At 66.3% G+C, this 21,246-nt stretch carries 21 protein-coding genes and 1 other RNA gene; 5 read left to right on the forward strand and 17 right to left on the reverse strand.

The window, feature by feature from the left end; all coding sequences use genetic code 11:
* Nucleotides 1-83: 83 nt before the first annotated feature.
* From G9Q80_RS07760 to G9Q80_RS07780, 5 genes are all read right to left on the reverse strand, one after another.
* Nucleotides 84-317, reverse strand: a complete 234-nt coding sequence (locus tag G9Q80_RS07760) for a hypothetical protein (protein ID WP_088713834.1) — start codon at nucleotides 315-317, stop codon at nucleotides 84-86.
* 168 nt (nucleotides 318-485) lie between these two features.
* Nucleotides 486-1,298 (reverse strand): arginyltransferase, encoded by an 813-nt coding sequence (locus G9Q80_RS07765; RefSeq protein ID WP_088668530.1) that lies wholly within the window; start codon nucleotides 1,296-1,298, stop codon nucleotides 486-488.
* 163 nt (nucleotides 1,299-1,461) lie between these two features.
* Entirely contained in the window at nucleotides 1,462-1,905 is a 444-nt protein-coding gene (locus G9Q80_RS07770) for an RDD family protein (RefSeq protein WP_232788120.1), read from the reverse strand.
* A 57-nt stretch (nucleotides 1,906-1,962) separates the two neighbouring features.
* Entirely contained in the window at nucleotides 1,963-2,400 is a 438-nt protein-coding gene (locus G9Q80_RS07775; RefSeq protein WP_043138764.1) for a DUF2852 domain-containing protein, read from the reverse strand.
* A gap of 225 nt (nucleotides 2,401-2,625) precedes the next feature.
* A complete protein-coding gene (locus tag G9Q80_RS07780) occupies nucleotides 2,626-3,093 on the reverse strand; it encodes a YbaK/EbsC family protein (RefSeq protein ID WP_043138766.1) in 468 nt (155 codons plus the stop codon).
* 97 nt (nucleotides 3,094-3,190) lie between these two features.
* Here G9Q80_RS07780 and G9Q80_RS07785 point away from each other — a divergent pair, with 97 nt between their 5' ends.
* Both G9Q80_RS07785 and G9Q80_RS07790 read left to right on the forward strand, forming a co-directional pair.
* Entirely contained in the window at nucleotides 3,191-5,968 is a 2,778-nt protein-coding gene (locus G9Q80_RS07785; protein ID WP_088713833.1) for a [protein-PII] uridylyltransferase family protein, read from the forward strand.
* Complete coding sequence (locus G9Q80_RS07790) at nucleotides 5,965-6,246, forward strand: hypothetical protein (protein ID WP_088713832.1); 282 nt, start codon at nucleotides 5,965-5,967, stop codon at nucleotides 6,244-6,246. The genes G9Q80_RS07785 and G9Q80_RS07790 overlap by 4 nt, the downstream gene beginning before the upstream one ends.
* 7 nt (nucleotides 6,247-6,253) lie before the next feature.
* Here G9Q80_RS07790 and G9Q80_RS07795 read toward each other — a convergent pair whose 3' ends face one another.
* Both G9Q80_RS07795 and edd read right to left on the reverse strand, forming a co-directional pair.
* Nucleotides 6,254-6,898 carry a bifunctional 4-hydroxy-2-oxoglutarate aldolase/2-dehydro-3-deoxy-phosphogluconate aldolase gene (locus G9Q80_RS07795; protein ID WP_088713831.1) on the reverse strand — a complete coding sequence of 215 codons (645 nt, stop codon included), beginning with the start codon at nucleotides 6,896-6,898 and terminating at the stop codon, nucleotides 6,254-6,256.
* Between the two features lie 56 nt (nucleotides 6,899-6,954).
* Nucleotides 6,955-8,760, reverse strand: a complete 1,806-nt coding sequence (edd, locus tag G9Q80_RS07800; RefSeq protein ID WP_088713830.1) for a phosphogluconate dehydratase — start codon at nucleotides 8,758-8,760, stop codon at nucleotides 6,955-6,957.
* Between the two features lie 162 nt (nucleotides 8,761-8,922).
* On the opposite strand from edd, the gene G9Q80_RS07805 reads away from it, so the two are divergent.
* The 3 genes from G9Q80_RS07805 to G9Q80_RS07815 all read left to right on the forward strand — a co-directional run bounded on the left by G9Q80_RS07805 (nucleotide 8,923) and on the right by G9Q80_RS07815 (nucleotide 11,825).
* The gene (locus tag G9Q80_RS07805; protein ID WP_088713829.1) at nucleotides 8,923-10,131 is read left to right on the forward strand and encodes an RSP_2647 family RNA methyltransferase; all 1,209 of its coding nucleotides are present in this window, start codon (nucleotides 8,923-8,925) and stop codon (nucleotides 10,129-10,131) included.
* Nucleotides 10,128-10,670 carry an RSP_2648 family PIN domain-containing protein gene (locus G9Q80_RS07810; protein ID WP_088713828.1) on the forward strand — a complete coding sequence of 181 codons (543 nt, stop codon included), beginning with the start codon at nucleotides 10,128-10,130 and terminating at the stop codon, nucleotides 10,668-10,670. Before G9Q80_RS07805 ends, G9Q80_RS07810 begins: the two co-directional genes overlap by 4 nt.
* A 78-nt stretch (nucleotides 10,671-10,748) precedes the next feature.
* Entirely contained in the window at nucleotides 10,749-11,825 is a 1,077-nt protein-coding gene (locus G9Q80_RS07815; protein WP_232788119.1) for an ABC transporter ATP-binding protein, read from the forward strand.
* A 29-nt stretch (nucleotides 11,826-11,854) separates the two neighbouring features.
* Here the strand turns inward: G9Q80_RS07815 and G9Q80_RS07820 are convergent, their stop codons facing one another.
* From G9Q80_RS07820 to G9Q80_RS07865, 10 genes are all read right to left on the reverse strand, one after another.
* Nucleotides 11,855-12,082, reverse strand: a complete 228-nt coding sequence (locus tag G9Q80_RS07820) for a ribbon-helix-helix domain-containing protein (RefSeq protein WP_088713826.1) — start codon at nucleotides 12,080-12,082, stop codon at nucleotides 11,855-11,857.
* Nucleotides 12,079-12,252, reverse strand: a complete 174-nt coding sequence (locus G9Q80_RS07825; protein ID WP_043138788.1) for a DUF4169 family protein — start codon at nucleotides 12,250-12,252, stop codon at nucleotides 12,079-12,081. The genes G9Q80_RS07820 and G9Q80_RS07825 overlap by 4 nt, the downstream gene beginning before the upstream one ends.
* 72 nt (nucleotides 12,253-12,324) lie before the next feature.
* Nucleotides 12,325-12,927 (reverse strand): protein-methionine-sulfoxide reductase heme-binding subunit MsrQ, encoded by a 603-nt coding sequence (locus tag G9Q80_RS07830; RefSeq protein WP_088713825.1) that lies wholly within the window; start codon nucleotides 12,925-12,927, stop codon nucleotides 12,325-12,327.
* Nucleotides 12,928-13,104: 177 nt separating this feature from the next.
* Entirely contained in the window at nucleotides 13,105-14,499 is a 1,395-nt protein-coding gene (gene fumC / locus G9Q80_RS07835) for a class II fumarate hydratase (RefSeq protein WP_088713824.1), read from the reverse strand.
* Between the two features lie 156 nt (nucleotides 14,500-14,655).
* Nucleotides 14,656-15,126 (reverse strand): SspB family protein, encoded by a 471-nt coding sequence (locus G9Q80_RS07840; protein ID WP_043138791.1) that lies wholly within the window; start codon nucleotides 15,124-15,126, stop codon nucleotides 14,656-14,658.
* Nucleotides 15,127-15,190: 64 nt separating this feature from the next.
* Nucleotides 15,191-16,435, reverse strand: a complete 1,245-nt coding sequence (gene chrA / locus G9Q80_RS07845) for a chromate efflux transporter (RefSeq protein ID WP_074620603.1) — start codon at nucleotides 16,433-16,435, stop codon at nucleotides 15,191-15,193.
* Between the two features lie 73 nt (nucleotides 16,436-16,508).
* Nucleotides 16,509-16,697 carry a hypothetical protein gene (locus tag G9Q80_RS07850; protein WP_088713823.1) on the reverse strand — a complete coding sequence of 63 codons (189 nt, stop codon included), beginning with the start codon at nucleotides 16,695-16,697 and terminating at the stop codon, nucleotides 16,509-16,511.
* Nucleotides 16,698-17,043: 346 nt separating this feature from the next.
* Nucleotides 17,044-17,393, reverse strand: a transfer-messenger RNA (tmRNA) gene (gene ssrA / locus G9Q80_RS07855).
* 64 nt (nucleotides 17,394-17,457) lie between these two features.
* Nucleotides 17,458-20,073 carry an AAA family ATPase gene (locus tag G9Q80_RS07860; protein ID WP_088713821.1) on the reverse strand — a complete coding sequence of 872 codons (2,616 nt, stop codon included), beginning with the start codon at nucleotides 20,071-20,073 and terminating at the stop codon, nucleotides 17,458-17,460.
* Nucleotides 20,070-21,203, reverse strand: coding sequence for a metallophosphoesterase family protein (locus G9Q80_RS07865; RefSeq protein WP_088713820.1), 1,134 nt, complete (start codon nucleotides 21,201-21,203; stop codon nucleotides 20,070-20,072). Before G9Q80_RS07865 ends, G9Q80_RS07860 begins: the two co-directional genes overlap by 4 nt.
* Nucleotides 21,204-21,246 lie beyond the last annotated feature (43 nt).

Raw genomic sequence — 21,246 nt, forward strand, 5'->3', positions numbered from 1 at the left:
GCGAGAAATGCCGAAAACACAAAGAGCGGGCCGATTGGCCCGCCCTTTTGCTGTCCGAACGAATCCAAGGATGCGGCGCCGGTCTAGGCGTCGTCTTCCGAGATCATGGAGCCGATCTTGGCCAGCCGCTTTTCCAGGTCGGCTGCCAGGATGAAGGCCGAAGAAGCCGCCGTTGCCGCCGCATCGCGGGCCAGCGAATAGCCCAGGTGTTCCAGCAGCGGGACGGCCACCTCGCGGACGACGTCTATTCGGGTTTCCAGGTCGCAGGATTCCAGCGCGTTCAGGAGAGTGCGCAGCTGATCGTGGTGAGATGGCATCCGATCGGTCCTCTTGCGGCTTGTCCCGGTATGGGTTTTTACCGCTTGGTCAAATTTGAGGGGATGCACGCATTGATAGGTTAGCGCAACCAAGAATTGCGTCTATTGCCGACATTTCTTGTCCACCAGCGAAGCGGGCGGATCAGTTCACAAACCCTTGACCAGCTCTCAGCCGCGCGTGTCGGGGAAAGAGATGTTCGCGACCTGCTCGGCGATGGGATCGGTCGACAGCGGATGCGTATCCGAGGAGAAATCGCTGGCGTTCTCGAGCCGTTCCCAGACCCCGCGCCGGTAGATCTCCAGCGCGTCGAACTCGGCCTTGTAACCCATCTTGTCGCTGCCCGGCACCCAGTAGCCCAGGTAGACGTAGGGCAGCCCCGCCTCGCGCGCGATCTCGATATGATCGAGGATCATCCATTTTCCCAGCGACCGGCGTGCCATGTCCGGTTCGTAGAAGGAATAGACCATCGACAGACCGTCATCGAGCATATCGGTCAGGCAGGTCGCCACCAGCTTGTCGCTCTCGGGGTCGAAATACTCGATCACGCGGCTGCGGATCGGTGTTTCCTCGATCATGGCCGCGAACTCGAACACGTCCATGTCGGCCATGCCGCCATCGGCATGGCGCGCATCCAGGTAGCGGCGGAACAGGTCGTATTGCTCCTCCGTCGCCCAGGGGCTGGTGGCGCGGCGTTCGAGACCCGCGTTGCGCTTGATGACCTTGCGCTGGTTGCGCGTGGGCTCAAAGCGTGTGACGTCGATCCGTGCGGACAGGCAGGCCGCGCAATCGGCGCACGATGGCCGGTACAGGACGTTCTGTGACCGGCGGAAACCCTGCTTGGACAGGGAGTCATTCAGTTTTTGCGCGGCATCTCCTTGCAGGGCAGTAAACAGCTTCCGTTCCATCCTGTCCGCAAGGTACGGGCAAGGCTGGGGAGCAGTGACGTAGAACTGCGGTGCAAGCGGAAGCGAGTGACGCATCGAGCGGATACCTTCGTCAAATTTAACGAAACGGTAACAACGATCCCGCCGCGCGCCAAGCCTTTCGACACGGCAAGCCCCCGCAACGGCGGGGCCTTTCCGAATTCTTGGTAAACAGCGCTCATGGCGGGATAAATCCCGCGCCAGGGGCGCTTCTGTTGCCTCAGGCGCGACGGTTCAGGGCGACGGTGCCCAATACCATGTCGTGCAGGCCCTGGCCCCGCTCGCTGACGAACATCAGCACGATTGAGGCGATCTGCAGAATCACCGTGGTTGCGATCAACGTATAGCCCAGCGTGTGCAGGAAGGCCTCTCCGCCGTCAAAGCGTTCGCCCCAGGCATTGCGGAATTCGATGTTCATCAGCCGCATTCCGGGGGTAGAGGATTTTCCGGCGATGCTCATCCATCGATAGAGAAACCCGATCACCAGGAACATCAGCGGCAACATGAACAGGCCGACGATGGAAAAGACGGCGATGGGCAGGGTAATCAGAGAAATCAGCACGGTGTCCACCACCCAAGCCAAGCCGCGCTTGATTGTCACGCCATCGTAAAAGGCCGCCTGGCGGTCAGGGTCGGGCAGGTGGGACATGGTGTCGGAATACATCGTTGGCTCCAGCGAGGTAAAGGGCAGGGCGCCCCCGAAGCAGGGGCGCCCGGTCGATCAGGCGTTTTCGGATTCGTCGGCCTCGGCCTTGGCCCGGCGCTCGCGGTCGTCCATGAACTGGTCGAACTCGGACTTGTCCTTGGCTTCGCGGAGGCGTTCCAGGAACTGTTCAAAAGCCTCCTGTTCCGCTTCGAGGCGGCGCAGCGTATCGGCCTTGTAGGCGTCGAAGGCGCTGTTGCCCGAGGGTTTCATCGCGGCCCAGGCGGCCTTGCGGCCCTCATGGTGACGCGAGGCGGTGCGGCAGGACTTGCTGAACATGCGTTTGCTCCAGATCATGTAGGCGAGAAGGGCAAGGCCGACGGGCCAGAAGAAGATGAAGCCCAGGACCATTGCCGCGATCCATGCGCCTTTCCCCTTGTGATCCAGCCATGCCTCGGCCCGTGCGAACCAGCCGGCATTGGCGGGCAGGTGGCTCGTATAAGCGGCGGTGGTCATGTCTCTCTCCGTTTGTTCGTTATGTGAATGCCTTTCACATTACATCAGATCGGAGTTTGGTCCGGGGCTTTCAAGGGGCGATGTGAATGTTTTTTACATTATCCATAATCACAATTCATATCAGATACTTATTATGAAAATCGGCGGCCACCTGAATGCCCCCTGACCGTCTTCCCGACGGAAGTTTCCCGCACAAACGACGCAAGGCCGCGGTTCCGGCGCCGGTCAAAGCGTGAAATCGGCCTCGACTGCCCCGGTCAGGCGCGGCAGCTCTCGGGGATCCATTGCAACGACATGCCGGGGCGTTCCGGCGGCGGCCCAGACGTCTTCGAATTCCAGCAGCCGGGGATCAATCCAGGCGCGGATCGGATTCAGGTGACCGACCGGGGACACGCCGCCAATGGCAAAGCCGGTCTGGGCGCGGATCAGCGTGGCATCCGCCTTGCCCAGAGGTTCACCCGCCAGGGCCGTGGCCTTCTCGGCGCAGACCTTGTTGCCACCGGCGGTCAGGAAGAGCACCGCCTCGCCGCTGTCCTCGGCGCGAAAGATGATCGACTTGGCGATCTGGTCGAGGTGGCAGCCGACGCTGTCGGCGGCTTCCTGCGCGGTGCGCGCCTGGCCGACCTCGCGGATTTCATGGGCCAGCCCCGCATCCTCGAGCGCCTTGCGGACACGTTTCAAACTCTTGCTCATCACCCTGGTCCCTGCTGCTTCGGGGCGCAGACTGGGACAGGGGCGGAGCGGCTGCAAGGGAGTTGCGCTCGGTCGCGTTTGGTGGCCATCTGCCGCCATGACGCTGGAACGACGCATGACCCGCACGCCGCGTGCCTTCGAACCCGACCGGGGCACCGAGGCATTGGAAGACTGTCCCTGGGCCACGGGGGCAATGGCCGAACTCATCAAAGGTACGGGCGGATCAAGCCCCTATCTGCGGGGTCTCATCGGCAAGGAGGCGGGCTGGCTGGAAGGCGCGGTCATGGACCCGGAAGGCGCGGTAAGGGCCTTGTACGCCGACCTCGACGAAGTGACACCGGCCCAGATCGGCGTGGCATTGCGGCAGGCCAAGCGACGGATGGCGCTGCTGATCGCGCTGTGCGACCTGTCCGGCGCCTGGGAACTGGAACAGGTCACGGGGACACTCAGCGAGTTCGCGGACCTGTCGGTCTCGCTGGCGCTGCGTGCGGCGATCACGCCCGAGATCACGCGCGGCAAGCTGCCCGGCAAGACCGAGGATGACATCGCCACGGCGGGTGGCATGGTTGCGCTGGCGATGGGCAAGATGGGCGCCGGAGAGCTGAACTACTCCTCGGACATCGACCTGATCTGCCTTTTCGACGAACAGCAGTACGACCCGGACGACTACCACGAGGCGCGCGCCAGCCTTGTGCGGGCGACGCGCAGGATGGCCGCAACGCTGAACGACCTCACAGGCGAAGGCTATGTCTTTCGCACCGATCTGCGGCTGCGCCCCGATCCGGCGGTGACGCCGGTCTGCATGGCGATGGAGGCGGCGGAACGCTATTACGAAAGCGTCGGGCGCACCTGGGAGCGGGCCGCCTATATCAAGGCGCGCCCCTCGGCCGGTGATATGGATGCCGGCGCGCGGTTCCTGGAGGTGCTGACCCCTTTCGTCTGGCGCAAGCACCTGGATTTCGCGGCCATCCAGGACGCGCATGACATGCGCCTGCGCATCCGCGAGCACAAGGGCCTGGGCGGCGGCATCAGCCTTCCCGGCCATAACATGAAACTGGGGCGCGGCGGCATCCGCGAGATCGAGTTCTTTACCCAGACCCGGCAGCTGATCGCCGGCGGGCGCGACCCGGAGTTGCGCGCGCGTGGCACGGTCGAGGGGTTGGGACGTTTGGCGGACAAGGGCTGGATTCCGGGCGACGTCGCCAGGGTGCTGAGCGGGCATTACCGGGCCCACCGTGAAGTCGAACACCGCATCCAGATGATCGGGGATGCGCAGACCCACGACTTGCCGAAATCCCCCGAGGGGATGGAACGGCTGGCCTGCCTGATGGGGCGCGACCTTGCAGAGGTCAAGCGCGAACTGACCGATCGCCTGACCGAGGTCCACGACCTGACCGAGGGGTTCTTTGCCCCCGGCAGCGGCAAGGACCAGGAGGTGCCCGAGGTCTTTGCCGACAGCCCGGTGCCGGGGCGCTGGCTCAACTATCCTTGCCTGCGGTCGCAGCGGGCGGTCACCATCTTTGAACGCCTGCGCCCCGAGATCCTGCGTCGGCTGGGCCAGACCGACCGCCCCGAAGAGGCACTGAAGGCCTTTGACAGTTTCCTGGCTGGGTTGCCCGCCGGGGTGCAGCTGTTCTCGCTCTTCGAGGCCAATCACCAGTTGATCGACCTGCTTGTGGACATCGTCGGGACCTCGCCGGACCTGGCGCGCTACCTGTCGCGCAATGCCAGTGTTTTCGACGCGGTGATCGCGGGTGATTTCTTCAGCGACTGGCCGGGCCCGGATGCGTTGCGGGCGGCGCTGGTTGCGAAACTGCAAGAGGCCGGGGATTACGAGCGCAAGCTGGACGCCGCCCGCCGCTGGGCCAAGGACTGGCATTTCCGCATCGGCGTGCACCTCTTGCGCGGACTGATGGGGCCGGAAGAAGCGGGCAAGGCCTATGCGGACCTGGCGGGCGCCTCGCTGGCCGCCGTCTGGCCAGAGGTCCAGAAGATGTTCGCCGAAAAACACGGCACCCCGCCGGGGCGGGGCGCGGTTGTGCTGGGCATGGGCTCGCTGGGGGCGCGGCGCCAGCACGCGCGCTCCGACCTCGACGTGATCGTGATCTACGATGCCGAGGGCGTCGAGGCCTCGGAGGGCCGCAAGCCGCTGGCCAGCCGCACCTATTACGCCCGGCTGACGCAGGCGCTGATCACCGCGATGACCGCGGCCATGTCCGAGGGCAAGCTCTACGAGATCGACATGCGGCTGCGGCCCTCGGGCAACCAGGGGCCGGTGGCAACCTCCTGGGCCTCGTTCCAGAGCTACCAGCGCGAAGAGGCCTGGGTCTGGGAACACCTGGCGCTGACACGGGCACGGGTGGTCGCGGGGCCGGTGGAACTGGCCGAGGACGTCGAGGCGCTGCGCAAGGAGGTCATCGGCAAGGCCCGAGACGTGCAGGAGGTTCGGCGCGGCGTGGCCGAGATGCGGGCGCGGATCGCCGCGGCCAAGGGGCCGGGCGGACCGCTGGATGCCAAGATCGGCCCGGGGCGCCTGCAGGACATCGAGTTGTTCGCGCAGCTTTGCGCGCTCGAGGCGGGGCGCCCGGTGCGCGAGGCGCCCCGCGCGCTGCGGCTGGCCAAGTGGCTGGACGAGGCGGATCGCGCCGCTTTGATCGCCGCCTACGAGCTGTTCTGGTCCTTGCAGATCGGGGCAAGACTGGTCAGCGAAGAGGCGATCGACCCGGAGAAACTGGGCCTTGGCGGCTGCACCTTCCTGTTGCGCCTGGCAGAGGCCCCGGACATGGAGAGCATGCGGGCGGACCTCGAGAGACAGGCGGGCCGCGCGGCAGAAATCATCGGCAAAGTGCTGCCGGAACCGGAGAACGAGACATGAGCAAGGGTGATGCAAGCGACCCCAAGGGCCTGATGGTGGAAGCCTACGCGATGGAGGGGCTGACGGCAGAAGAATGCCGGTCGATCTTCCTGGACTGGGCGTTGTCGGCGCCGGATGGGGCCGACATGCAGGTGCTGATCGGCGGCATCTTGGCGCGTTACGGTGAACACGCCGACCACCCGATGACACAGGTACTGCGCGAGGGCCTTGAACAGGCGCAAAAGCCGCGACGCCGGGGCGGCTGGAAGTCACGGCCCCGCCCGTCGGGCGAGGCCTGAGCGGGGTTCAAACGCGGGGCAGGGCAGCCGCTTTGCGGGCCAGGTCCTCGATCCGGGCCCAGTCGCCCTTGGCCACCGCGTCCTTGGGGGCGACCCAGCTGCCACCGACGCAGAGCGTGTTGGACAGGGCCAGGTAGTCGGGCGCATTGGCCGGGCTGACGCCACCCGTGGGGCAGAACCGCACCTGCGGGATCGGCGCGCCGATGGATTTCAGCGCGGGCACGCCGCCATTGGCCTCGGCCGGAAAGAACTTTTGCACGGAATAGCCGCGTTCCAGCAGGCGCATCGCCTCGGACGAGGTGGCGGCGCCGGGAAGCAGCGGCAGGTCGGCGTCCTCGCAGGCCTGCAGCAGCCGGTCTGTCGCGCCGGGCGAGACACCGAATTTCGCACCGGCCTCCTTGGCGGCCGCCACGTCCTGCGGCGTCAGCAGGGTGCCCGCGCCGACGATCCCGCCCTCGACCTTTGCCATTTCGCGGATTGCGTCCAGCGCCACGGGCGTGCGCAGCGTCACCTCCAGCACCGGCAGACCACCGGCGACCAGCGCCTCGGCCAGGGGGCGGGCGGTTGCCACGTCATCGACCACCAGAACGGGGATCACGGGGGCAAGACGGCAGAGCGCCTCGTTGCTCTGGCTGGCGTCCTGGGGGGTCATGGGCATAGCTCCCTTGGGTCGTTGGGATTGGGGATTTTACAAAGATGGCGCCGCGGTCACACCACCACGGCGGCGCCATTGGAGGCAAGGCCGACGTTCTGGCGGAAGGCCTCGAACAGCTCGCGCCCGACACCGTGGCCATTGCCGGTCAGGTCCGCCTGCACCGGCTCGCGGCTGTCGAAATCCTCGGCCAGCGTCTCGATCGTGCCCTTGATGGCGTCCACGCGCACCACGTCGCCGTCACGCAGCCGCGCCAGCGGGCCACCGTTGGCCGCCTCGGGCGAGACATGGATCGCGGCGGGCACCTTGCCGGAGGCGCCGGACATGCGGCCATCGGTGACCAGAGCCACCTTCAAGCCCCGGTCCTGCAGCACCGCCAGCGTCGGCGTCAGCCCGTGCAGTTCCGGCATGCCGTTGGAGGACGGCCCCTGGAAGCGGACGACGACGACCGTGTCCGAGGTGAACTCACCGGCCTTGAAGGCGGTCTTGACGCTTTCCTGGTCGTGGAAGATGCGGCAGGGCGCCTCGATCACATGGCGTTCGGGCGCGACGGCAGAAACCTTGATCATGCCGTGGCCGAGGTTGCCATACAGTTGCTTCAACCCGCCGGTGGCCTGGAAGGGATCGCGCGCGGGACGCAGGATCTTGTCATTCTGGGTGTCGCGCGGGCCGTCGCGATACGAGATCGCGCCGTTTTCAAGGACCGGCTCGCGGGTGTAGAGCGACAGCCCGTCGCCCGCCACGGTCTTGACGTCGTCGTGCAGCAGGCCCGCGTCCAGCAGGTCGCCGATCATGTATTGCAGCCCGCCCGCCGCGTGGAAATGGTTCACGTCGGCAAGGCCGTTGGGATAGACCTTGGCCATCAGCGGCGTGACGGAACTGATCTCGTCGAAATCCTCCAGTTCCAGCGCGACGCCCGCGGCGCGCGCCATCGCAGGCAGGTGCAGGACAAGGTTTGTCGACCCGCCCGTCGCCATAAGCCCGACGATCCCGTTCACAAAGGCCTTGGCGTCCAGCACGTCACAGACGGGCCGGTAGGCATTGCCCAGGTTCGTGATCGACAGCGCATGTTTCGCGGCCTCGACGGTCAGCGCCTCGCGCAGCGGGGTGCCCGGGTTGATGAAACTGGTTCCCGGCAGGTGCAACCCCATGAACTCCATCAGCATTTGGTTGGAGTTCGCGGTGCCATAGAAGGTGCAGGTGCCCGGCCCGTGGTACGAGGCCATCTCGGCCTCCATCAGCTTGTCGCGGCCCACTTCGCCGGTGGCGAACTGCTGGCGCACCTTGGCCTTTTCGTCGTTGGGCAAGCCGCTGGTCATCGGACCGGCGGGAATGAACAGACCGGGGATATAGCCGAAGGTCGCGGCGGCGATCACCAGCCCCGGCACGATCTTGTCGCAGACCCCAAGGTAGACGGCCGCGTCAAAGGTGTTGTGGCTGAGCGCCACACCCGTCGCCAGCGCGATCACGTCGCGAGAGAACAGAGACAGCTCCATGCCGACCTGGCCCTGGGTGACGCCGTCGCACATGGCGGGCACGCCACCCGCGACCTGCGCGGTGCCGCCGGCCTCGCGTGCGGCGGCGCGGATCACCTGCGGATAGGTCTCGAACGGCTGGTGGGCCGAAAGCATGTCGTTATAGGCGGTCACGATCCCCAGGTTGGGCGCGCGCCCCTCGGCCAGCGTGTTCTTGTCGCCGGTCATGGCGGCATAGGCATGGGCCTGGTTGCCGCAGGTCAGATGCGCCCGGCGCGGGCCCTCGTCGGCGGCGCGGCGCATCCGGTCAAGATAAGTGCTGCGCATCTGCTCGGAACGGGCTTCGATACGGGCGGTGACACGCGCGATGGTGGCATCAAGCGGCATTCGGGTCTCCCTCCGGGGATCGTCTCTGGCTTGGCTATGCGCCTCACATACGACAGTTAGCGCTAACGGTAAAGGCCGGATCGTCCGCCGACCACGACGGATCGGGCATTTGCCTGCACGGCGGCGCTTTCCCGGGCACGCAAATACAGTTAAGCGAAGCGCATGACGGATTCCAAGACCATACCCGACCGCCCGGTTCTGCGGCTGAAACCCAAGGCCAATGCGCGCGCCATTCGACGTGGTGCGCCCTGGGTCTTTGACAACGAGCTGGTCATGGACCGGCGCAGCAAGGCACTTGCGCCGGGCAGCATCGCGACGCTGGAGGACGGCGAACGCAAGCCTCTGGCCACGGTCGCGGTCAACCCCGGCTCGCGTATCGTGGCGCGGGTGCTGGACCGCGACGCGACGGTGGTTGTCGATCGCGACTGGCTGGCCGCGCGGCTGCGCAAGGCGCTGTCGCTACGCGAAGCGGCCTATGACGCGCCGTTCTACCGGCTGGTCCATGCCGAGGGCGACGGGCTGCCCGGCCTGGTGATCGACCGCTTCGGCGACACCTGCGTGATGCAGCCCAACGCGGCCTGGGCCGAGGCGCATCTTGAGATACTCACCGACGCGCTGGTCGAGGTGACCGGCGTGACCAACGTGCTGAAGAACGCCGCCGGACGAGGCCGCACGCTGGAAGGGCTGGATGACGTCGACGCGGTCCTGCGCGGTGCTGCGCCAGAGGCGCCTGTGCCGGTGGAGATGAACGGCGCCACCTACATGGCCGACCTGACCGGCGGGCAGAAAACCGGCCTGTTCTATGATCAGCGCGAGAACCACGGGTTCGCGGCCCGGCTGGCGCGGGGGCATACGGTTCTGGATGTCTTTTCCCATGTCGGCGGGTTTGCCCTGGCGGCACTGGCAGGCGGCGCCACCAGCGCGCTTGCGGTCGACGGATCGGCGCCCGCGCTGACCCTGGCCGAAGAGGGCGCGCGGCGCATGGGGGCCTCTGACCGCTTCGCGACCCGGCAAGGCGATGCCTTCGACACGCTCGAGGCGCTGGCCGGCGAAGATACACGGTTTGACTTGGTGATCTGCGATCCGCCGGCCTTTGCCCCGAACAAGCCCGCGCTGGAAAAGGGCCTGCGCGCCTATGAGCGCGTGGCCCGCCTGGCCGCGCCTCTGGTGGCGGAAGACGGCTACCTGGTGCTCTGTTCCTGTTCGCATGCGGCGGATCTGAACGCCTTTACCGGCGCCTGCCTGCGGGGCATCGGCCGGTCCGGACGCCGCGCGCAGCTGCTGCACACGGGCTTTGCCGGGCCGGACCATCCATTGCTGCCGCAACTGGCGGAATCCGGCTATCTCAAGGCGCTGGTTTTCCGCCTGTGAAGGTCCTGCTGGACACCTGCGTTCTATATCCGACGGTGATGCGCGAGGTCCTGCTGGGCGCCGCGCGCGCCGGTCTCTACACGCCGCTCTGGTCCGAACGCATCCTCGAGGAATGGGCCCGTGCTGCGCGAAAGCTGGGCCCGGAGGGAGAGGCGCAGGCGCGGGCAGAGATCGCCCTTGTCCGTGCCGCATGGCCCAGGGCCGAGGTGACTTACCCGCCGTCGCTGGAAAAGCGCCTATGGCTGCCAGACGCCAATGACACGCATGTTCTGGCCGCCGCCATCGCGGGACATGCGGATGTCATCGTCACCATGAATGCCAGCGATTTTCCCCGCAACGTCCTCGCCGAAGAGGGGCTGAGCCGGGCCGATCCGGATGGTTTCCTACTGGGGTTTCACCAGGCTCAACCGGAGATCATGGCGCATGTCGGCGAAACCGTCCGGGCCGAGGCGGAACGGCTCTCGGGCGAGGCATGGACCATGCGGGCCTTGATGAAAAAGGCGCGGTTGCCGCGCCTGGGCAAGGCCCTGGGCTGCTGACCTTGCGGGGCGGGGCCGCGCGCTTTATCTGTCTGTGAAAACCCGATGCTTTCCGTCGGAGACGACAAAGGACACCCCGTGCAGGCACCCCGACTGGAGATCCGCGACATCATCCGCCGCTACGACGGCAAACCGGTGGTGAACAACGTTTCGCTGACGATTCAACCGGGCAAGGTGACCTGCCTGCTGGGTCCTTCCGGCTGCGGCAAGTCGACGACCTTGCGGATCATCGCCGGGGTCGAGATGCAGGATTCCGGTTCGATCTACATCGACGGCAACCTGATTTGCGACACGGTCGTCCGGGTGCCGCCGGAACGTCGCTCCGTCGGGTTGATGTTCCAGGATTTCGCGCTTTTCCCGCACCTTAGCGTGGGCGAGAACGTGGCCTTCGGGCTCAAAACCTCGGCCTCTGAAAAACGCGCGCGGGCCAAGGAATACCTCGAACGGGTCGGTCTGGCCGGCTACATCGACGACTACCCGCACCAATTGTCGGGCGGGGAACAACAGCGTGTGGCCCTGGCCCGCGCATTGGCACCCAAACCGCGGCTGATGCTGATGGATGAGCCGTTTTCGGGCCTCGACAACCGGCTGCGCGATGGCATCCGGGACGAGACGCTGGAACTGCTCAAGGAAGAAGGGACCTCGGTCCTCTTGGTCACGCATGAACCCGAAGAGGCGATGCGCATGGCCGACGAAATCGCGCTGATGCGGCAGGGGCATATAGTCCAGCAGGGTGCGCCCTACAATATCTACAATGCCCCGGCCGATCGCGAGGCGGTGGCATTTTTCAGCGATATCAACACGATCCGAGGTGAAGTCAAAGGCGCCCTTGTGGCCACGCCCTTTGGCCAGTTCCTGGCGCCCGGCTATGCCGATGGCAGCCGTGTCGATATCGTCTTTCGTCCCCAGCACGTCGGCATCGACTTCGACCGCGCAGGCAAGGGGCCCAGCCCTTCGGCCAAGACCGGCGCCCCGGCGCGCGGCGTGGTGCAGCGGGCGCGGTTCATGGGGTCGGAAAGCCTGGTGGAATTTCGCATGGACCACGATGGCGAAAAGCTGCGCGCCACGGTGCCCAATGTCTTCTTGCCGAAACCTGGCACACCCATGTGGCTGAGCATCCGCCGGGATCGTTGCTTTGTCTTTCCGGCATCCTGATTTATTCACAGGAGCTTGTGGATAAAACCTCAGGCATCGCGTGAGGCAAGCGCCCTTTGCAGGATATACACCCGGATCGAGGACGCGAGCCCGACGTCCGGATCCCTGTCGACATCAATATTGGCCGCCAAGGCATTGATCGTAAGCCCGTCTTCACGGGCGATGCGGCGAAACTCCCGCCAGAATTCCTCTTCCAGGGACACCGATGTTCGGTGCCCCTTGAGAGTCAGGGAATGCTTGACCGGCCGGCCGCTCATTCCTTTTCATGCCCGTCCAGATCGCGTTCGGCCTTGGCCCGCCGGGCCTCGGCCAGGTCCTTTTCCGACTTGCTCACCCCGTGGCGCGCGGCATTCCGATCGCCTGCGCGTCGCTTGTCGTCGCGCGCCTTCTGCTTCTTGAAGCGGTTGAGATTGACCAGTTTGGACATGACCTGCGCTCCGCCGACACATGTGCGTATTGTACAAAACCTACGCGGTTTCCGACGTTTTGTACAAGCCGCTCAGGCGCCGCTGGTCCGCATCGGACGCGGGCGCAGATACCAGTACCAGACGCGGTAGACCTCGAGCGCGACCAGCGGCCCGAAATGCACCAGCGCGGCCGCCGGGTGTCCCCAGTCATGCAGCGCCGCCCAATGCACCAGCGTCAGCGCGGCGGCGGGATAGGTCCAGCGTTGCAAGTGCTTCCAGCGCGGCCCCATGATCCGGACGAAATAGTCCATCGAGGTCACGGCCAGCGGCACGAAGATCGCAAAGGCCAGCCAACCGGTCCAGATGTATAGCCGGGGCAACTCGTCCACGATCCGTTCCAGCGTGGCCTTGTCGACCAGGTAGAACACCGTATGCGCCAGCGCGTAGGCAAAGGCCGCCACGCCGAAATAGCGGCGGTTCTTCCTGAGCCAACGCGGCCCGCGCCACCCCTTGAAGAGCAGCATCAGGGGCGTCGCCAGCATCGCAATGATCAGGAACCGCGCGGCGAATTCGCCGGTGGGATGCACGAGGATATGGGCAATGCGCGGGTTGGTCGACGTTGCGAGATCATAGGCCATGCCAAGACCGGGCAGGGACAGGGCCAGCCAAAGCCAATAGGGAGAAAAACGGGACATCGGGCCCTCCTTTCAATCGGGACAGGACTGATACGCCGCAGTGCGGCATTCCCGTCGCTCAAAAGGACCGCAACACGAAGAAAGGGCGCCTGACACTTGGCCCGGCGCCCCTGTTTCTTCTTGGTGGAAATACCCCGGGGAGCGCGAGGGGCTGGCCCCTCGCACCTGCCGTCGACATCAGGCCTTGGGGCCGATCATCTGCTCGGGCCGCACCACGGCGTCAAATGTGGCTTCGTCGACAAAGCCCAGCGCGATGGCCTCTTCCTTCAGCGTCGTGCCGTTCTTGTGCGCGGTCTTGGCAACCTTGGTGGCATTGTCATAGCCGATGGTCGGCGCCAGTGCCGTGACCAGCATCAGCGATTCCTTCATCAGCTTGTCGATGCGCGGCTCGTTCGCCTGGATGCCCATGAGCATCCGCTCGGTGAAGGAATCCGCCGCATCGCCCAAAAGCTGAATCGACTGCAGCAGGTTGTAGCTCATCATCGGGTTGTAGACGTTCAGCTCGAAATGGCCTTGCGACCCGGCGAACTTGATCGCGGCGTCGTTCCCCATGACGTGGGCGGCGACCTGGGTCAGCGCCTCGGCCTGGGTCGGGTTGACCTTGCCCGGCATGATCGACGAACCCGGCTCGTTTTCCGGCAGGATCAGCTCGCCGAGGCCGGACCGCGGGCCGGAGCCGAGGAACCGGATGTCGTTGGCGATCTTGTAGCAGCTGCCCGCAATTGTCGCCAAGGCGCCCGAGAGGAAGACCATCGCGTCATGCGCGGCCAGCGCCTCGAACTTGTTGGGGGCTGTGACGAAGGGCAGGCCGGTGATCTCTGCCATGTGGCTGGCGACGGCCTCCCCCCAGCCGGGGACAGTGTTCAGCCCGGTGCCGACCGCGGTGCCGCCCTGGGCGAGTTCATAGATGCCGGGCATCGCCGCCTCGACCCGTTTCAGGCCCTGGCGGATCTGGTGCGCGTAGCCCGAAAACTCCTGGCCCAGCGTCAGCGGTGTCGCATCCTGGGTGTGGGTGCGACCGATCTTGATGATGTCCTTGAATTCCTCGGCCTTCTGCTCCAGCCCCTCGGCCAGTTTCGTCAGGCCGGGGATCAGCACGTCACGCACGCTCATCGCGGTGGCGATATGCATGGCGGTGGGGAAGGTGTCGTTGGACGACTGGCCCATGTTGCAGTGATCGTTCGGGTGCACCGGGTCCTTGGTGCCGATGGTGCCGCCCAGGATCTCGATCGCGCGGTTGGCGATCACCTCGTTCGAGTTCATGTTCGACTGGGTGCCGGATCCGGTCTGCCAGACCACCAGCGGGAAGTTGTCGTCGAACTTGCCCTCGATGACCTCTCTGGCGGCCTGGATGATGGCATCGGCCAGTTTCGCATCCAGCTTGCCGGTGGCCTTGTTCTGCATCGCGCAGGCCTGCTTGATCACGCCCAGCGCGCGCACGATGGCCACGGGCTGCTTTTCCCAGCCGATGGGAAAATTCATGATCGAACGCTGGGTCTGTGCGCCCCAGTACTTGTCTGCGGGAACTTCGAGCGGGCCGAAGCTGTCGGATTCGGTGCGGGTCGCGGTCATGGACATGCCTCCTTGATGGGGTTGTCTTCCTCTTACCCCAGAAGCGGCGAAAGACAAGGCGGCATACCACGGGATACCGTTAACATGCGTCAGAATGCCGGTGCCACCTGACCCGTCAGGGCGCGGCACCGGGAAATCGTCAGGCTGTTCCGGGGATCACTTCCGAAAACGATCGAGGCTGACCACCTCCGCGTCGTGGTGTTCCTCTTTCGGCTCGCCACCGGGGCCGTCGTCATCGGGGGGCGTCGGATCGTCGTCGCCGTCTTCGTCGTCGTCCTGGCTTTCAAAGCGCAGGCCGAATTCGACCGAGGGGTCGACGAAGGTCTTGATCGCGTCATAGGGGATGTACAGTCGTTCGGGCGCATCGCCGAAGTTCAGCGTGACCGCGAATCCGTCATCGCCCACGTCCAGCCCGTCGTACCAGTGCTGCATCACCACGGTCATTTCCTCGGGATAACGGTCGGCCAGCCAGTCGGCCAGCTCGGCATCCGGGTGACCGGTGTCGAAGGTGATGAAGAAATGATGATCCCCGGGCAGTCCGTTTTCCTGAACATCCTCGAGAACCTGCTGAATCAACCCGCGCATGGCGCGGTGCATGAGTTTGCCGTAATCGATGCCTTCGGACATTTGGGGACCTTTCTGAGCGTGCCCTCACCATATTGTTTTTGACGTGGAGGAAAAGGGGCGATTGTCACACATTCACAAGCGCCCATCCCAGCGCCGCCGACAGGGCGAGTGTGACAGGAACACCGCGTTTTGCCCAGACAAGCAGCACCGTGGCAAGGGCTGTCAACGGCAGAACCTCCCAGCGGAGCGTGTCGGGCCGGGGCAGATCCAGCGTCACGGGTCCCAGGGCAACCGGCGTGAGCGTGGCAAAGACGACGTGCAGCGCGAACCAGAGGGAAAGGTTCAGGATCACGCCCACCACGGCGGCGGTGATGGCCGCCAGGGCGGATTGCAGCCGGGGCCTGGCCAGCAGGTTCTCGATGTAGGGGGCGCCCGCGAAGATCCAGAGGAAGCAGGGCACAAAGGTCATCCAGAGCGTCAGCCCCCCCGCCGCCAGTGCCAGCCAGGGTCCACCCTGCGCGTGGCCGGTCAGCTGGCCCACGAATTGCGTCACCAGGATCAGCGGGCCGGGCGTGGTCTCGGCCAGGCCCAGGGCGTCGACCATCTGGGTGGCGTCCAGCCAGGCGCGGGTCTCGACCACTTCCTGCGCCATGTAGGCCAGCACCGCGTAGGCGCCGCCAAAGGTGACGACCGCAAGCTTGGCAAAGAACAGTGCGAGGTCGAACAGCAGATCCTGCCCGGTCAGCCAGAGGACCGGCAGGGGCATGAGCCAGAGCGCGGCCCAGAGAGCGATCGTGGCAGGGCGGGTCTTGCGCGTTGCCGGTTCGGGCGGCGTTTCGACCGGCGCCGAGGCCCGGAAGGCACCCCAGAGCGCGGCCAGCGCGATGATCAGCGGAAAGGGCAGGCCAAGCAGGAAGATCGCAAGAAAGGACAGCGTCGCCACCAGGTAATCCGCAGTTCCCTTGAGCGCCTTTTGCGACAGCCGCACCAGCGCCTGCGCCACGATCACGACGACGCAGGCCTTGACGCCCAAAAGCAGCGCTTCCGTCTCGGGGCGCGCGCCGTATTGCGCATAAAGCAGCGCCAGCAGGGCGATCACAACGGCGCCGGGCAGTACGAATAGCCCGCCCGCGATCAGCCCGCCGGGAATGCCGCGCAGGCGCCAGCCGGCGTAGGTGGCCAGCTGCATCGCCTCCGGTCCGGGCAGCAACATGCAGAAACTCAAGGAGCGCAGGAATTGCTGTTCCGTCAGCCAGGGCCGCTCCTCGACCAGTTCGCGGTGCATCAGGGCGATCTGGGCGGCCGGGCCGCCAAAGGACAGGACCCCGATACGGCCAAAGACTTGGATCAACGTGGAATAGGCGGTCATGACCTCGGGGCCTAGCAGCGATGGACGACGCCGGTGTGACAGGTCGGCGCCTGGGGTCAAGCCCGCAGGGCCATCAGCAGCTGGCGATCCAGTATTCCACGTCCGGCCCGCGCAGGACCCGCACCGCCTCGACCCTCTCGAAAAAGTCGCCCTGGTCGCTGATGCCGTAGTCGCCCTTGACCCGCTTGCGCCCGCCGACCGTCTCGTAGAAGACATATAGCTTGGCATTGTCGCGGTGGCGCAGGCGTTTGCCCTCGCTCACCGGTTAACTGCGACTGTTCGGCTCCGTCTCCCACCAGACATTCTTGATCCACCTTGCTCGGTTTCGGCGTAGAGGATGAGACCGCTTTGGAAGACAAGCGGCTTGCCGTCATCGGTGACGAGGCCGCTTGCGCCGAACGGAACATGTTTGCGGGGAAATGGCGCCAGTCGCCGTCGACGGTCTTCGACTCGCCGTTTAGGGACATCCTGGCGTCACACTCGGTGCTGACGCGCAGTTTCGTGAGGCCGTCGGCAACTTGCTGAGCCCGCAGCGGGGCTGCGATGGCCCCAAGGACGAGAGAGAGAGACCGATGGCCAGTGCGAGCGGGACAGGAGTGGTCGGGGAAAGTGCAGGCTTCTGTTGCCAGGTGCCTGCGAACCCCGCCTTACGCGGCTAGGCGCAAGGGCTTAGATTTCGGTCTTTCGGACTGCTTACGCAGCCAGAGCAACCGGAGCACGATTGTTGTTGGCAATTGTACTTTGTGAACCGATAACGGTGGTATCTCACCGGGACAAAGCTACATCTTTACGCGTTCGTCGATCCTGTTTCGGCCCCATGATCCCCCAACAAAGGATATATGGTGGAGCCGCCGGGTACCGCCCCCGGGTCCGATCCGTTTATTACATGCGCGTTTATGCCCATAGTCCCCGAGGGGACAGAACGAATATAGGGATGCCCGATCCGCTTGCAAAGGGGGATTCGTCGGTGGCCGGGGGTGTTACGCCGAATTCTTGAAAAGATCTCGGCCCGGGGACTGCCCCTATTGCTCCAGCAGGCTGTCGGGCGCCGGATCCATCGCGCGGATCTGCAATTGCTGCCCCCCGAGGTCGCGGAAGGCGCGCTGGCGGCAGGTCAGGACGAGGATCTGCACGTCCGAGGCCTGGCGGTGCAGCGCGTCGAACATGCGTTCGATCCGGTCATCGTCGGTAAAGACCAGCGCGTCGTCCAGGATCACCGGCGCCGCGCGCCCGTCCCGGGCCAGAAGCCGGGCAAAGGCCAGCCGGACCAGCAGGGCCAACTGTTCCTGGGTGCCGCCGGAGAGAATGTCGATCGGTTCTTCGGTGCCGTTGCGGATCAGGTGCCGGGGCAACAGCTCGGTATCGTCCCAATCCAGTTGCGCCTCTGGCCAGAGGAGGTGAAGAAGTGGCCGCAAGGCATTGGCAACCGGTGTGAAATAGCGGTCCCGCGCGGCGATGCGCGCGGTTTCCAGCGCGGTTTCCAGGCGGCGCAGCACCGCCACGTCCCGGGTGATCCGGCCAAGGTCGGCCTGCGCCGTTTCCAGGTCCTGTGCCAGATCGGCCAGCCGTTCCTCGACCGCCCCCTCGGCGCTGCGGCGCACGCGTTCGTCCAGGCGGGCAAGATCGAGGTTCAGCCGTGCGATGGCCTCTTGTGCCGAGGTCTCGGCCGATTGCGCACGCGACAACGCGGCCCGCGTGCTTTCGATGTCGGGGGCCTCGGTGGCGGCCTTGGCGCGGGCCTCCTCGGCCTGCGCAAGGTGTTCCAGCGCGGCGCTGTGCTCTGCCTCGGGTGTTTCGGGCGCCTGCGCCAGGGCGGTTTCGGCCCGGGTCAGGCGGTCAGCGGCGGCCTGTGCGCCGGCAAGGGAGCGGGCGGTCTCGGTGCGCGCGGCTTCAAGCTGATCGCGCGCGGTTTCGGCCCGGATCTCGGCCTCTTGGCGGGCGGTTTCGGCCTGGCGCAGTGCGGTCTCTGCCACCTCCGGGCTCGGCGGCTGGGGCGCATCTTCTGGCAGCGGGGCGGGCAGGGCGGCCAACCGCTGGCGCAGCGCCTCGACACCATCGGGGGCAAGGGCGCGCAGGGTGGCGGTGATCTCGGACAGGCGGCGCTCTGCCTCGCTTCGCGCACGGGCGGCCTGGCGGGCGGCGTCGATGTCGGGCAGGTCAAGCTTGCGCAGGGCCGCGGACAAAGCCTCACCAGCACTGTCCACCGCCGTCTCGTCGCCGGTATCGCCGGGGGTGACGGTCAGCGTTCCGAGGCCGGGCAGGCCCAGCGCGGTGACCTGCAAAAGGGGCAGCGCCCTGTCACCGGGCAGTGGCTGGCCATCCAGGGTGATCGCGCCCTCACGCCCTGCCGCGTAGGAGATTTCCAGCCGCGCGGCACTGGCGGCCTGCAGGGCGCGGGCCTGGTCCAGCGCACGGGCGAGTCTTTCCAGCCGGTCGATAGCCTTGGCATCGGGGCCGTGGCTGGCTGCGCGGCGGGCGGTTTCGGCCTGCTGACGGAGATCCTCGGCCTCGGCGATGCGCTGGGTCAGTTCCTTGCGTTGATGTTCGGCCTCGTGGGCCTGCCGGGCGTGTTGCGCGGCGCGCAGATCTGTTTCGGCCGCGGCCAGGCGGTCGCGGGCGGCTTTCAGGATGTCTCGGGCCTGCACTGCCGCGCGCTCGGCCTCGGCCTGCGCTGTTTCCGCCTCTGCCTTCAGTGCTCCTGCGGCTTGCCTGGCCTGCGCCGCCTCGTCGCGTTCGGCCAGCGCGGCGGCACGCGCCTTGCGGCGGCTGTCCAGCGCGTCGAGCCGCAGGCGCGCGGTCTCGGCGGCCCGGGTGAGCGTATCGAGCTGCGCCGCGTGGCGTTCGGCATTGGCCTGCGCCTCTTGCGCCTCGGCCAGCCGGGACTTGCGGCGCGCGGCGGCCTCCGGCTCGGTCAGCTCTGCCAGTTCGCTGCGGGCGCGGGCCCGGGCTGTGAGATCGTGGCGTAGCTCGGCCACCAGCTGATCCAGCCTGTCATGTTCGGCCTGCAGCTCTTCGACCCTGTCGTGCGCCGCCTTCCAGGGGCCGGTCTTCAATGGCCGTCCGGTGGCGGTGGCATAGCGGCCCAGTTCCTCGCGGCAGCGTTTCAGCGCGGCGTCCATGCGCGCGCCGCCGGTCATGGTGTCGACCTCTCCGGCGATCGAGGACAGCAGGTCGCGCCGTGCCTCGCGCGCCGTGTCCTGCGCCTTTTTCCCGCTCTCATCAAAGCCGGTCAGCCCCTGCCGCACCCAGAGCAACCCGGCAGGCCCGCCTGCATCGGCAGCGGCCAGTTGCGCGATCCAGGCCTCGGCGGCATCGGCCTGGGCGATCAGGCGCCCGTCCTGCCAGACATGGGCACGGGGTTTCGACAGCCAGCGCTTGGCCAGGGTGAATCTCCCCTCGGGCGTCTCGATCTCGGCCAGCACCTCGGGCGCGCCCTTGGCATGGGGTTGAAGCGCCTTGATTTCCTTGCCACTGCCGCCGTGAGCGGTGAAGAACAGCGCCTGCAACCCGTCGAAGAGTGTCGACTTGCCCTGTTCGTTCGGGGCGCTGAGCACGTTCAACCCATCGGCCAGCCCCTCGATCTGGACGGGCGCGGTGAAGCGGCGCAGGTTCTGGACGGCGATACGGCGAAGTTTCACGCGGGCTGCTCCGTCACATAGGCGTAAAGCCGGGCCAGCGCCTCGGCGGCGATGCCGCGATCCTCGGCGGAGAGGTCGGGGTTCTCGGCCTCGGTCTTGAGCGTCTCGGCGGCCTGGCGCAGGGCGCCCGCGTGGTCGATCGTGTCGAGATCGACATCGTCCAGAAGCGCGCCCAGGCCTTCGGTGTTCAGCGTCAGCCAGGCGAAATCCGGCGCGGCGGCGCTGACGGCGCGTGAGAGGTCCGCCCGCTGCGCCAGGCTGGCCCAGCCGGTGGCCCGTACCCGCATCAGCACGTCGCGGCGTCCGGTGGCAGGCAAGAGCGCCTCCAGCGCCAGAGAGGTCTCCAGCCCGGCTTGCACCGGCAATTCCGTTTCGGTCCACCAGAACTGGCCGGTCTCGACCTCTTTGACCTGCGGCGTGGCGCCCGGGGCGTCGATGGTGACCGCCAGGCACAGCCCGCGCCGCCCGTGCTTGAACCTGTCCTGTTCGGGCGTGCCGGGATAGTGCGTGCGTGCGTCGATCTGCAACCGTCCGTGCCAGTCGCCCAGCGCGAGGTAATCCAGATTTGCACGCGCCGCACGGTCCGGCGGGATATGCGCGCCCGTATCCTCGAAATCGGTGACGCCGCCGTGGGCGAGGGCGATGCGCTGTGCGCCCTCGGGCGAAGGCATGGCGCCAAGCCCCTCTGTCAGGTCGCGCCCGGGGGCGCGGTGCGTGACCGGAACGGGCAGCAGGCAGGCCCCATCGGCCATCATCCGGGGGGTGGCATCCATCAGGGGCCGCACGTTCGTCGGCGCCTCGGCCAACATCCGTTCCCAGAGCGGTTCCGCATTGGCCAGGTTGTCATGGTTGCCGGGCAGCAGCCACCAGGTCAGGCCCGCATCCTCTGCCATCGCGGTCAGTGCCTGCCGCAGCACGGTCGGAGAGGGCGTGGCCGTGTCGAAGGTGTCGCCCGCCAGCAGGACATGCGCCGCGCCGGTATCGCGGGCGGCCTGCGCCAGCCGCGCGATGACGCCGTGGCGCGCCTCCATCAGGCGTCCGCGGATGTTGCCATCCTCGGGCTGTGGGATATTGGCGAACCGGCGTCCCAGGTGCAGGTCCGAGGCATGGATGAAACGGAAGGCGGTCATGGCACTCTCTTTGGCCGCCACTCTTTCAGGGCGGCCCGCAGAG

The organism is Mameliella sp. LZ-28 (assembly GCF_012274245.1).
GTDB lineage: Bacteria > Pseudomonadota > Alphaproteobacteria > Rhodobacterales > Rhodobacteraceae > Antarctobacter > Antarctobacter albus.